Genomic DNA, 13,118 nt, shown 5'->3' with positions numbered 1-13,118 from the left:
CTTTTTGAAAACAACCTCTTTTTATCAATCGCTTTTTGTCCGTATCTTAGCCATACTCGTTTGTACTGCAGCTTGTTTTAGGCTCTACCAAATGCATAATTTTTTCTCGTTGTTCTTCGTGTGTTTTGTGATCTTACTTCTATTAGTGGAACTCTACTTCAGAATTAAAAAACACTATGATGCCATTGACCGGGTTTTGCTTGCTATGTTATATGATGACTTCTCACTTAAAACGGACAAAAAACAACACAACGAAACGCTACAGAACTTACAAAATCTCTATCAAAAACTACAGCAAAACCAACAGGACCACGAGTCCAAAGAATTGGTATACCTCAATATTCTCAACAATTTGGAGTCGGGTATTTTGATTTTGGAGAAAAAGGAAGATTTGAACTGGGATATCTTTTTAATCAACGATTACTTCTCTGATTATTTTTCGGTTCCGAAAATAAAAACATGGAAAACCTTGCAAAAATTGATCCCAAATCTCAGTCAATACATCGAAGAGATCGAGTTTCGAGAGATTAAATCCGCTATAGATATCCGCTTAGAGGGAGAAGAGAAACAATCCTTTATGCTTCAAACATCAAAAACAAAAACCCTTCACAAAGAGTACTACATCATCCTACTAGATTCCATACAAAGTGTCATGGACAAAAAAGAAAAGGATACTTGGCTAAACTTGATGAAAATCATTTCCCATGAATTGATGAATTCCCTGACTCCGATACATTCATTAGCCTATAATATTCAAGAAATTTTAGACGAGGAAAACTTGACAACAGAAGATATGGAAGACATTTCCATCAGTATAAAAACCATCGTAAACAGAAGTAATCACTTGCAATACTTTGTCGAAAACTATCGAAAATTAACAATGTTACCTACGCCAAAAAAATCTTTTATCAACTTAAACACGAGTTTAGAAGCCAGCATACAGACCATGCAGCCCTTGTTTAAGAGTAAGGACATCATCATCATACAACAATTTAATGCCGATTTGATTGTGCATTGGGACAGCCATCAGATGGAGCAAGTGTTCATCAACCTCTTAACTAATGCGATGCATGCGATTGCAGAGCAACAAGAGAAAGTCATCACGATAAAAACAGCCATAGTAAACCAACGACTTATCATTGACTTTGTAGACTCCGGGTTGGGAGTTCCGCAGGAGATTAAAGACAAAATCTTTATCCCGTTTTACACTACGCGCAAGGAGGGGGCAGGAATTGGACTTCCGCTATCAAAAAACATGGTGGAAATGCACGGCGGATACCTTCTTTACAACAGAAAGGATCTGCAAACGGTTTTCTCTATTCACCTTCCTCTTCAAAATCTAACTTAGGAATCCAGAGATGTGCTTCGAGGTTTACAATTTGATTATCGACTATTTCAATACCCTCACTTTCCAAGAGTTGTTGCATTAAATGAGTCCCATCAAAGTGATGTTTACCCGACAACAGCCCTTTCCGATTGACTACTCGATGTGCTGGCACATCATCTAATCCGTGAGAAGCATTCATTGCCCAACCAACCATACGAGCAGATCTTGCTGCTCCCAGCGCTTTGGCAATGGCTCCATAAGTCGTTACGCTTCCGTAGGGAATTTGACGAACCACAATATATACTCTTTCGAAAAAATTGTGTTCGTCAGCCATTTATTTCAATAATTTATATAAGGTAATCAAAGCAATGATTCCCGTAACTACACCGATACAATAATTGATATTTTTTAGCAAAAAATGTTCCTCTTTATCGGAATTTTTAAAAAACAACACATACAGATACAACATTAGTGCGGAACCTAAAACCACACCAATAGACAGTAAAAAAGTATGAAGTGCATAAAAGACATTAAAATCATAAGAGGCTAAAGTAATACTTAAGAAAACGTAATATGGTATAGGAAATACATTGAGCGCTGCTAGAAATATTCCATAAAAAAAACGATTCTTTATAGCGATGGTACTTCCTCCAACCAACTCAGCTTGATTTTCTTTGTTTTCCTTCTTTTTGGCGAAGAAGACAAAATATACTGTCAGAGCCGTAAAAATAACGAGTCCAATCTCTTGTAAGGTTTCTGAAATTACAACGCTAGACTCAATCATTTTCGCAAAGAAAATGGCGATATAAGTCTGTACAAAAATGGTGATCAAAGCACCTAACATATACGTATAGGCGCTTTCTTTACCTTCCTTTAAAGCTATTTTAACCGCAGTCATATTGAGCAATCCCGGTAGGGAAACTCCAATTACTGCCGCAACAAAACCAAATAGCAAAAAATAAAGATACTCCATTTACTTAATTCTAAACTGTATATAAGTGATCGCCTTATCGTGTTCTAAGTATTGCTTTTCATAAAACGTTTGAATTTCTGTAACCACTGAAGGCGCGCCCTCATTTTTATATACGTGATGGTTGGCATATAAAACCTCATGGCCTTCACCGTGCAATAATCCCAACGTATAACCGTGCATAAATTCACTATCCGTTTTAAGGTTCACGATTCCATCAGCCTTTAAAATTCTTTTATAACGCTGTAAAAATTCCGAATTCGTCAATCGGTGTTTGGTTCGTTTGTATTTGATTTGAGGATCTGGAAAAGTAATCCAGATTTCGCTAATTTCATCAACAGCAAAAGCAGATTCAATCAATTCAATTTGTGTTCTAAGAAAGGCCACATTGTTTAAATTGTCTTCTACAGCCGTTTTTGCACCTCTCCAAAAGCGCGCTCCCTTAATATCAATTCCGATAAAATTTTTATCTGGAAAACGTTTGGCCAATTCTACGGTGTATTCTCCTTTTCCACAGCCTAACTCCAAAACAATCGGTTGTTCGTTTTTGAAAAACTCTGTATTCCACTTTCCTTTTAAAGGAAAATCACCCACCATCTCTTCTCTACTTGGCTGAAAAACGTTTCCGAAAGTCTCGTTTTCTCTAAAGCGTTTTAATTTATTTTTACTTCCCACCCTATTATTTAATTTTTTGGTAAAATTAAGGAAATATACTTAATCTAAAAGACTTTTATATTAGACGTTAAAATAAAAGAATACTAAAGCAGCTAGACCCCTATGGAAAACTACTGCATTTGGTTTGCTTTACTTTTAATCTCTTGAATTATGAAAGATCCGATCTCCATTACAGCAGTAAAACAACCGGCCATGATATCAAAATCCAAAAATCCCAAAAAACGAATTTTGGTAGCACCACTCAATTGGGGACTCGGGCATGCCACGCGTTGTATCCCCATCATCAATGCCTTAATCAATTCTGGTTATGAACCGATCATAGCCTCAGATGGTCAGGCCTTGTCTCTATTAGAGAAAGAGTTCCCCAACCTATTGTTTTTAACCCTCCCCTCCTATAAGATCACTTATGCCGAAAAAGCCCGCTTTTTCAAACTTCAAATGATTGCGCAACTACCGCAGATCTATCTCGCCATTGTAAGAGAAAAAAAAATACTCAAACAGTGGATTACAACCTACCAACTGGATGGGGTAATCTCAGACAACCGACTGGGCCTCCATTCAAAAAGCGTTCCGAGTGTCATTATTACGCATCAATTACAAATACTCTCGGGCAGCACTTCGTGGTGGAGCACCAAAATACATCAATACTTTATCCGCAAGTTTCAAGAATGCTGGGTACCCGATTCGGAAATCAAAGAAAATTTAACCGGAAAATTGGGACATTTAGATCATAGTTCACTGAATCTAAAGTACATCGGAGCCTTAAGCCGTTTTCACAAAAAAGCCGTGGAACAACAATACGATTTATTGGTGTTACTATCTGGTCCAGAACCTCAGCGTTCGCTACTGGAACTTAAGCTTCAACGCGAATTAAAACGTTTTGAAGGCACGATATTATTTGTAAGAGGAATTATTGAAGGTCAACAAACCGTAGTAAAACGCCTCAACAAAACCACCTACAACTACATGACTTCTTCCGAGTTGGAACTTGCCATCAATGAAAGTAAAATGGTCTTATGCAGATCGGGATACACAACGATTATGGATTTGGCTCATCTGAATAAAAAAGCCTTCTTTATTCCTACTCCAGGTCAATACGAACAAGAATACTTAGCACAAGAACTCGACCGAAGAGGCCTTGTTCCGCATTGTAAGCAGGATGCTTTTCAGATCGAAGAATTAAATCGAATTCCCCTATATCAAGGCCTTAGAAAACATTATACACCGATACTTTGGAAAGACCTATTTAGCCCGTTCCAAAGTAAACGAAAATTCTGACCCATAGCCGTATTTACTTTCCAAATAAATGTGTTCTTCATGGGCTTCAACAATATGTTTGACAATGGATAATCCCAAACCAGAACCTCCGACAGAGCGCGCTCCACTTTTGTCAATTCTAAAAAAGCGTTCAAATAACCTCGGTACGTACTTTTCTTTGATTCCATCACCATTATCCGTTACACGAACAATGATTTTATTATTGACCAAATCCTCTATACTCACTTCAGTGGTTCCCTTCACTTTACCGTATTTGATCGAGTTTTCAACCAAATTACTGATTAACTGTACTATTCGATCCTCATCGGCATAAACCATAATAGGATTTACATAGTTCATATCAAAAATCAATGAAATCTCCTTTTGTTCCGCTCGCATTTCCAGCAATTCGAACACGGTTTCCACTGCTTTAACGATATCAAATTCGGAATAGTTCAAATGCAGATCGCCGGTTTCTAATTTAGTGATCATATCGAGATCTTTTACGATATAAATCAAACGTTCCACGCCTTTCTCTGCCCGTTCCACATATTTTTTTCGAACGGTTTTATCATCAATTGCTCCATCTAATAAGGTAGAAAGATAACTCTGAACCGTAAACAAAGGTGTTTTAAGCTCGTGTGAGATATTACCTAAAAACTCCCTGCGATATTCCTCTCTGACCTTTAAGGACTCTATCTCAATCTTTTTATAGGTAGCGAATTTCTGAACTTCATTGGTGAGGGTCTCCATATCCGTAGTAATTGCTTTACTTCGCAACACGGATGAATCCAGTATAGATACATTGTCATATATCTTTTTGATTCTGCGATATACAAAGTGTTCCACGCGATACTGAATTACAAAAAATGAAAAGACATAAACAGCCAATCCAAAAATAAAACACATCAAGAGGTTCACTTCAAAAAAAAGAACCAGCAAAATCATCAGGATTAAAAAACTAAAAACCGTGATAAACAACGCTGATTTTAAGGCAAACTTATATGATTTCTTAAAGCGTACGCTCATTATAGATCCAATTTATATCCTACTCCTTTGATGGTTTTAAACCATTCATCTCCGATTTTTTCTCTTAGTTTACGGATATGCACGTCGATAGTTCTTCCACCAACAATGACTTCATTACCCCAAACCTTATCTAAAATCTCCTCGCGTTTAAAAACCTTACCCGGCTTAGATGCTAAAAGGTAAAAAAGTTCAAATTCCTTTCTCGGCAAGATGATTTCCACCCCTTCTTTAACAATCTTATATTCTTCTCTATTGATTTCAATCTCACCGACAGTAATGATGTCACCACTTTTCTCCTCTTCTTTAAACCTTCTCAATAAGGCCTTCACTTTACTCATTAAAACCTTCGGTTTGACAGGTTTGGTAATATAATCATCAGCTCCTGCGTCAAAACCAGCTACTTGCGAATAATCTTCCCCTCTAGCTGTCAAAAAAGTGATAATCGTACTTTGCAATTCTGGAATTCTTCGAATGTGCTCGCAGGCTTCCATCCCATCCATTTCTGGCATCATCACATCCATAATGATTAAGTGAGGATGTTCCTTTTGTGCTTTCTGCACAGCTTCTCTTCCATTGCTAGCTGTAATAACTTGATAACCTTCTTGAACAAGATTATATCCAATAATCTCCAAGATATCTTGTTCATCATCAACCAACAATATCTTAATTTCCTTTTTTTTCATCTTGCTTATAGCTTGTTTAGAATGGTAAAGATAAAGATAATACAAAACCAAATCATCTGTTAACGGTAATTTAATGTCTTAACATTTTAATGATTTTCACACAACAAATTAGTAACAGCCCGATAACTTGGTAATCACATTTAGGTAATTCATTTGCACTACCTAACAAACTACAAAATGAAATTACATCTATTACTATTCGCATTGTTATTTACATGTGGAGTTTATTCGCAAAACGGGACCTTAAAAGGAAAGGTCACTGACCTAGAATCAAACCTTGCTCCTTTGGCATTTGCAACCATTAGCATAGAAGGAACCACCATCGGAACCAGTTCAGATGGCAATGGGAATTACAAAATGGAAGTTCCCTCTGGAAAACACACGGTACTTTTTAGTTACCTCGGTTACGAAACACAATCCATTGTGGTTACCATTGTAAAAGGAGAAACCAAATCTTTAAACCAATCTTTATCTTCTAACAGCACAGAGCTAGAAGGCGTAGTAGTACAAGCAACCTCTAAAAAGGTAAAGGAAACAGCCCTTTTACTAGACCAACACCGCTCTTTGGAAATCAAGCAAAACATCGGTTCTCAAGAGTTATCTCGTAAGGGAATTAGCGATGTTGCCGCAGCGGTAGCCAAAACTACTGGAGTCGTAAAACAAGAAGGCTCTGGAGCGATCTTTGTACGCGGACTTGGTGATCGATACAATTCTACTTCGATGAATGGACTACCTATTCCTTCCAACGATCCCGAGAGAAAGAACATCAGCTTAGATCTTTTTTCTACTGATATTGTAGAGTACATCTCTATCGACAAAACCTATTCCAGCCGAATCTTTGGTGATTTCGCCGGAGGTCACGTTGATATCATCTCTAAGGATCATAGTGGCGAAGGTTTTTTTAACTTTTCTATCGGTTCAGAAGTCAATTCCAATGCAGTAAGACAGGATAAATTTCTATTGCTTTCTGACAGAAATTATATGGGTTTCTCTAAAAATGACACCCCAAAAGATCCACTAAACAACTACCAATTCGACAACAGCCTAAATCTGAAAAACAGAACTCCAATAGGTTCTAATTTCGGTTTCAATACGGGAAAATCGTTTAATATTGGTCAACAAGGTCAATTAAACTTATTCGCTACGGCTTCCTTTAGCAATAAATACAAATACAAAGAGGGTATTGTAAAGTCCGTACAGGCTCAGGGTGATGCCACTAAAGACTTTGAGACAAAGGACTACGAATACACCACCAACACTACCGGAATGTTCAATGCGCAATACAGCATTAATCCATCAAATAAAATTGCTTATAATTTATTGTATATCAACGGCTCTTCCGAAAGCAATGAAGAATACCGAGGTTATATGAGAGATTTGGCCGATGGTCCAGAAGGCGGTTTTTTAAGACGTGGAAATTATATACAAAACAACCTGTTGATCAACCAATTATTGGGAGAACACCAATTCAATGAGCAATTCAAATTAAATTGGGGAGGCTCTTATAATACGATTAAAAGCGACATGCCAGATCGTATTCAAAACACATTTCGTATCAAGGACAACCAATATTTCTTTACCACCAACTCGGTTACCGACAACCACCGCTATTATCAGAATCTAAACGAAGACGAAACGGCGGCTAAAATATCTTTGGACTATAAATTTGGGAAAAACGAAGATTTATTATACCGTGGAAAAATAACTGTAGGTTATAATAGCCGCTTTAAAAACTTAGATTTTAAAGCGAGCCAGTTTAACTACCGTTTGGGAAATAGTTTACGTAATGTAGCTGTTGATCCTTACAACCTGGATGCGGTTTTAAATAAAACGGGTTTTGACAATGGTGATTTCCAATTTGAAACATTTTTAGGAGATAAAAACCTAAACATTGCATTAACACCGCAGACATACCAAGGAAAACAAAGTATCAACGGAGGATTTGCCGCTTTGGAATACCAGGTTTCTCCTAAACTATCAGCTGTTGTTGGTTTGAGATTAGAGCAAATCACACAAGAGATCGAATGGAAAACCCAGTTAGACCTAGAGGGAGATAAAAACACTTTTGACAAAACCGCTTTTTTACCGAACTTATCGTTAAAATACGCCCTAAACGACAGAAACAATTTACGCCTTGCTGCTTCTAAAACCTATACGCTTCCGCAATTTAAAGAACGTGGATTGTTTATGTATGAAAAAGCAACCGGTTCGATAAAAGGAAATCCTGACCTGTATCCTTCAGATGATTATAACTTGGATTTAAAATGGGAATTTTTCCCGGAGAACGACGAGATCATTTCCCTAACGGCCTTTGGTAAATACATTCAAAATCCTATTAATGAGATTACAATCACTTCCTCATCAGACGATATTTCTTTTGCCAATACGGGAGACTCTGGATATGCTGCTGGTATTGAATTAGAATTGAGAAAAAATTTATTTTCATTTGACGATTTAAACACCAATAAGATCTCTGCTGGTTTCAATGCAGCTTATATGAAAACACGTCAGGAACTGGATTCTGAAAAAGTTAGAAAAGAAAATGCTTTTGGGGCAGACTTCACTCATAAAAACGCGAGTTTCACAGGAGCGGCGGATTTGGTTATGAATGCCGATATCAGCTACATCAAGGAATGGAACAAACGCAGTGTTATGGCAACGGTTTCATACGCTTATATTTCAGACCGTATTTACTCTTTGGGATCTCAACAATTAGGGAATTCTGTTGACAAGGGATTTGGAACGTTGGATTTCATATTCAAAACAAAACTTAGCGACAACCTAGGATTGGGATTAAATGTAAAAAACTTGATCGATCCAAAAATCGAACGGGTTCAAGAAAATCTGACTCAGGATATTTTGGTACAATCTTATAAACTCGGAAAAAGCTTTAGCCTGAGTTTAAACTACCAATTTTAAACACACCAACATCAAGTAGCTCTTCGGAGCTACTTTTTTTTTGCTCCATCACTTAACGTTCTTAATAATAAGCTAACACAAAGGCAACTTTTCAATGTTAATTCAATAATATTCGCTTAACCACCAATAAAATACTTTCTCGCAAATTTGTATAACAATAATCAATTAACCAAAACACATGAAAAAATTAGTTAGAAACGCATTCGGAATTTTATTTTTATCAAGTTTATTCTTGGTAAGTTGTAGTAACAGTGATGATAACACTACCAATCCTCCAGGCAACACTAGTGATTTCGTATTAAACGAAAACAACTTCAACGGGAAAATATCAAAAGGAACAGTAACTCTTGACGCTTCAAAAACATATATACTTAATGGAAGAATTTTAGTTGAAGACGGTGCTTCTTTGGTCATTCCTGCAGGAACAAAAATTATCGGAACAGGAGGTACTACTTCATTTATAGCAGTAGCACAAGGAGGAAAGATATTTGTAAACGGTACGGCTGAGAAACCGGTTGTGATGACGGCAAATATTCAAGAACAAGCACAGTGGGGTGGATTAGTAATCTGCGGAAAAGCACCGATCAACAAAGGAAAAACAGCAACTGCCGAGGTTTCAGAATTGACTTACGGTGGTGAGATTTCAGATGACAGTTCAGGATCGATTACTTATTTGAGAATTGAATATGCTGGAGCACGTTTTAATACGGAAAAAGAATTCAATGGACTTTCATTCTTCGGAGTTGGTAGTGGTACTAAAGTAGAATATGTACAAGCTTACAAAGGAGCTGATGATGGTTTTGAATTTTTCGGAGGAACCGTAAACACGAAATACTTAGTATCTAACGGAAATGAAGATGATCAGTTTGACTGGACAGAAGGTTGGGTAGGAACCAATTCTAACTGGTATGCAAAATTAGAATTTGGAAGAGGTAACCGCGGTATAGAAGCAGACAACAACGCTACCAACAGAGCAGCTACTCCAATTGCCAATCCAACGATTAAAAACGTAACGCTTATCGGTTTAGGAGAACAAGGAGCAGAACCACAAGCATTAAAATTAAGAGAGGGAACCAAAGCGAATATCGACAACTTATTCATCAGTAATTTTACAGTTGGATTTGATGTAGAGCACGATGAAACCCTTGCTAATGTGACCAACGGTTCACTAAAAATCACTAATGTTAAATTTGACAAAGTGACTACAAAATCAAAAGGTAAGAATACAGCAAAAGAAAGTGTAAATGTAGACGGTGTATACACTGAAAACGCTAATGCAACTGGAGCTGAAAAAGGAGCTGAGGTACCAAGTTGGGCAAAAGGCTGGACTATAGGCTTGTAAGAAATCCCCGCATAAAAATGTTAAAAAGGTCACTTACACTTAGTAGGTGACTTTTTTTAGTATTATATATCAATAAATTGATTATATTTACAGTAGAATAATGTTTTATGGAAAAAAAATACTTTTATATTTTATCGCTCTTGCTCGTTCTATGCTTTAATACTATGGCATATGGACAAGTTACCGATCCTATTAATTCGAAACCCGCTGAGAGTATCGAAGGGCTACAGTTGTACCCTAACCCAACCTCATCTGGCAAAGTATTTATTACCAGCAACAGTAATTTACCTAAGGAAATCGGGATCTATGATATTTTAGGAAAGAAAATATTTAGTTCTTCAATGACAACCAAAGAGCTCAATATTTCCAATATCAATCCAGGAGTATATATTATTAAAATCACAGAAAAGGACGCTACTGCTACTCGAAAATTAGTCATCAGATAAGACCTTTAGATTCAAATACAATCCAAGCATCGATCCTATCGATGCTTTTTTATTTGTACTTTTGTACAAAATAGTTCAACGTGATTACAGCCGAAGACATCATTCAAATTAATACGACCAAGGAATTCCAAAAAATGGCCTTGAAAACATTTCGTTTTCAATATGCTCAAAATCAGGTTTACCAGCAATTTTGTGATTTGTTGAAAAAAACCCCTTCGAACGTCAGCACCGTTTACGACATTCCCTTCCTACCCATAGAGTTCTTTAAAAGCAAAGAAATTTTAAGTTCTGACCAACCGATACAGACTACCTTCACCAGTAGCGGAACCACCGGAATCGTTACCAGTCGCCATCACGTGACCGACTTATCGTTTTATGAAATGAGCTTTAGAAAAGCCTTTTCTCATTTCTATGGCAACATAGAGGATTATGTGGTCTTGGCTTTACTGCCTTCGTACTTGGAACGCGACGGTTCGTCCTTAATATATATGGTTAAAGATTTAATCGAACAATCCAATCGTCCGGAAAGCGGTTTTTATCTTCATAACTATAGCGAGCTAACGTCCAAAATACTCGAATTGGAAAAAGAAGGCCAAAATATCCTGCTAATCGGGGTGACCTATGCGCTATTGGATTTGATTGAAAGTCACCAATTTCAACTACAGCATACCGTGATTATGGAAACCGGAGGTATGAAAGGCAAACGTAAAGAAATGATCCGTGAAGAACTTCACACGATCTTATGTCACGGTTTTGGTGTTAGTGAAATTCACTCCGAATACGGCATGACTGAATTACTCTCACAAGCCTACTCCTTGGGTAATGGCGTTTTTGAATGCCCTCCTTGGATGGATATCCTAATTCGCGATACCGAAGATGCCTTGAGTTATCTACCCGCTGGAAAAACCGGAGGAATCAATGTGATTGATTTAGCCAATATCAATTCCTGCTCCTTTATCGCTACTCAAGATTTGGGAAAAAAACAACCCAACCATTCTTTCGAAGTGTTGGGTCGCTTTGATCATTCCGACATCAGAGGTTGTAATCTGATGGTGGTATAGTTTATTTTATAACGAGCACAAAATAATTCTTTTTCCCTTTTTGTAACAATACAAAACGGTCGTTGATTAAATCTTGTGATGTAACAGTATACTCTTCGGTAACTTTCTCTTTATTTACAGCAATAGAATTGGCTTGTAGCGCTCTTCTAGCCTCTCCATTGGATGTTGTGAAGCCCGATTTACCCGCTAGCGCATCTATAATGCTCAATCCCGCTTCGATGTCTTCGCGACTGATTTCCGCTTGAGGAACCCCTTCGAAAACATCTAAAAACGTTTGTTGATCCAGCTGTTTTAAATCTGCAGATGACGAATTTCCAAACAGTATGTTTGACGCTTGAATTGCATTGTCCAAATCCGCTTGTGAATGCACCATAGTGGTTAACTCCGCAGCCAAACGCTTTTGAAGCACACGTAAATGCGGCGCTTCTTGATGTTCATTCGTAAGCGTTACGATATCCTCTTTCGTAATAAATGTAAATATTTTGATGTATTTCTCAGCATCCGCATCCGAGGTATTTAACCAATATTGGTAAAATTTATAAGGTGATGTTCTCGCGGCATCCAACCAAATATTCCCTCCTTCAGACTTTCCGAATTTAGTACCATCTGCTTTTGTAATCAATGGACAAGTCAATGCGTAAGCCTTACCTGAAGCCACTCGACGAATCATTTCGGTACCCGTAGTGATATTCCCCCATTGATCCGAACCACCCATTTGCAAAGTCACTTGCTTTTGTTGAAACAGATGTAAGAAATCATAACCTTGTAACAACTGATAACTAAACTCTGTAAAAGACATTCCCTCGGCTGACTCACCATTTAAACGTTTTTTCACAGAATCTTTTGCCATCATATAATTGACCGTGATGTGCTTCCCGATTTGACGAATGAAATCTAAGAATGAAAAATCTTTCATCCAATCGTAGTTATTCACCAATTCCGCGGCATTATCCGTTCCGGAATTAAAATCTAAAAAACGCTCTAACTGTCCTTTTATAGCATTTTGATTGTGGCGTAGGGTATCTTCATCGAGCAAGTTTCTCTCGTTCGATTTTCCTGATGGATCTCCCACCATTCCCGTTGCTCCTCCAATTAAGGCTACGGGTTTATGCCCTGCCAATTGAAAGTGTTTTAACAACATCACTCCTACTAAATGTCCAATATGCAATGAATCCGCTGTTGGGTCGATTCCCACATACGCAACACGCATTTGCTCCAATAAATGTTCTTCGGTGCCTGGCATCACATCGTGGAGCATTCCTCTCCAAGTCACTTCTTCAATAAAATTCTTCATTTAATTAATTATTTTTTACAAATATAAACAATTGAATTCGCAAATTCGCCTATTGGCAAATCCATGATTCGATAAACCCGTGATTAGTACAAAAAAATTTCAGTATGTAAAACTA

General features: G+C 37.4%; 12 protein-coding genes. 6 read left to right on the top strand and 6 right to left on the bottom strand.

Features of this window, described 5'->3' with window-relative positions; translation table 11 throughout:
• The first annotated feature begins 4 nt into the window (after window positions 1–4).
• A complete protein-coding gene (locus L1275_RS05310) occupies window positions 5–1,348 on the top strand; it encodes a PAS domain-containing sensor histidine kinase (protein WP_253470566.1) in 1,344 nt (447 codons plus the stop codon).
• Here L1275_RS05310 and L1275_RS05305 read toward each other — a convergent pair.
• From L1275_RS05305 to trmB, 3 genes are read right to left on the bottom strand one after another with little or no spacing between them, the layout of a single operon-like run.
• Window positions 1,317–1,661, bottom strand: a complete 345-nt coding sequence (locus L1275_RS05305; protein ID WP_253470564.1) for an MGMT family protein — start codon at window positions 1,659–1,661, stop codon at window positions 1,317–1,319. The two genes, L1275_RS05310 and L1275_RS05305, sit on opposite strands and share 32 nt — an antisense overlap.
• Window positions 1,662–2,300, bottom strand: coding sequence for an amino acid permease (locus L1275_RS05300; protein ID WP_253470562.1), 639 nt, complete (start codon window positions 2,298–2,300; stop codon window positions 1,662–1,664).
• On the bottom strand, window positions 2,301–2,972 hold the full coding sequence (gene trmB, locus L1275_RS05295) for a tRNA (guanosine(46)-N7)-methyltransferase TrmB (protein ID WP_253470560.1): 672 nt from the start codon (window positions 2,970–2,972) through the stop codon (window positions 2,301–2,303). It lies immediately after the preceding gene.
• Between the two features lie 150 nt (window positions 2,973–3,122).
• On the opposite strand from trmB, the gene L1275_RS05290 reads away from it, so the two are divergent.
• Window positions 3,123–4,250 (top strand): glycosyltransferase, encoded by a 1,128-nt coding sequence (locus L1275_RS05290; RefSeq protein WP_371923432.1) that lies wholly within the window; start codon window positions 3,123–3,125, stop codon window positions 4,248–4,250.
• Here L1275_RS05290 and L1275_RS05285 read toward each other — a convergent pair.
• Together L1275_RS05285 and L1275_RS05280 are read right to left on the bottom strand one after the other, a co-directional pair.
• Window positions 4,215–5,258 carry a cell wall metabolism sensor histidine kinase WalK gene (locus tag L1275_RS05285; RefSeq protein ID WP_253470558.1) on the bottom strand — a complete coding sequence of 348 codons (1,044 nt, stop codon included), beginning with the start codon at window positions 5,256–5,258 and terminating at the stop codon, window positions 4,215–4,217. The genes L1275_RS05290 and L1275_RS05285 overlap by 36 nt on opposite strands.
• Window positions 5,258–5,941 (bottom strand): response regulator transcription factor, encoded by a 684-nt coding sequence (locus tag L1275_RS05280; RefSeq protein ID WP_253470557.1) that lies wholly within the window; start codon window positions 5,939–5,941, stop codon window positions 5,258–5,260. The genes L1275_RS05285 and L1275_RS05280 overlap by 1 nt, the downstream gene beginning before the upstream one ends.
• Window positions 5,942–6,118: 177 nt before the next feature.
• Between L1275_RS05280 and L1275_RS05275 the strand changes: the two genes are divergently transcribed.
• The 4 genes from L1275_RS05275 (at window position 6,119) to L1275_RS05260 (ending at window position 11,709) form a co-directional block, all read left to right on the top strand.
• Entirely contained in the window at window positions 6,119–8,860 is a 2,742-nt protein-coding gene (locus L1275_RS05275; RefSeq protein WP_253470555.1) for a TonB-dependent receptor, read from the top strand.
• A 178-nt stretch (window positions 8,861–9,038) separates the two neighbouring features.
• On the top strand, window positions 9,039–10,202 hold the full coding sequence (locus tag L1275_RS05270) for a hypothetical protein (RefSeq protein WP_253470553.1): 1,164 nt from the start codon (window positions 9,039–9,041) through the stop codon (window positions 10,200–10,202).
• 164 nt (window positions 10,203–10,366) lie between these two features.
• A complete protein-coding gene (locus tag L1275_RS05265) occupies window positions 10,367–10,648 on the top strand; it encodes a T9SS type A sorting domain-containing protein (RefSeq protein ID WP_253470551.1) in 282 nt (93 codons plus the stop codon).
• Window positions 10,649–10,728: 80 nt separating this feature from the next.
• Window positions 10,729–11,709 (top strand): acyl transferase, encoded by a 981-nt coding sequence (locus tag L1275_RS05260; protein WP_253470549.1) that lies wholly within the window; start codon window positions 10,729–10,731, stop codon window positions 11,707–11,709.
• Between the two features lies 1 nt (window position 11,710).
• Here L1275_RS05260 and tyrS read toward each other — a convergent pair whose 3' ends face one another.
• Complete coding sequence (gene tyrS, locus L1275_RS05255) at window positions 11,711–13,003, bottom strand: tyrosine--tRNA ligase (protein ID WP_253470547.1); 1,293 nt, start codon at window positions 13,001–13,003, stop codon at window positions 11,711–11,713.
• Window positions 13,004–13,118 lie beyond the last annotated feature (115 nt).

Source organism: Flavobacterium sp. HSC-61S13 (assembly GCF_024171535.1).
Classification (GTDB): Bacteria; Bacteroidota; Bacteroidia; order Flavobacteriales; family Flavobacteriaceae; genus Flavobacterium.
Note: the sequence above shows the minus strand (reverse complement) of the source record. Positions and strands in the feature narration are given on the sequence as shown.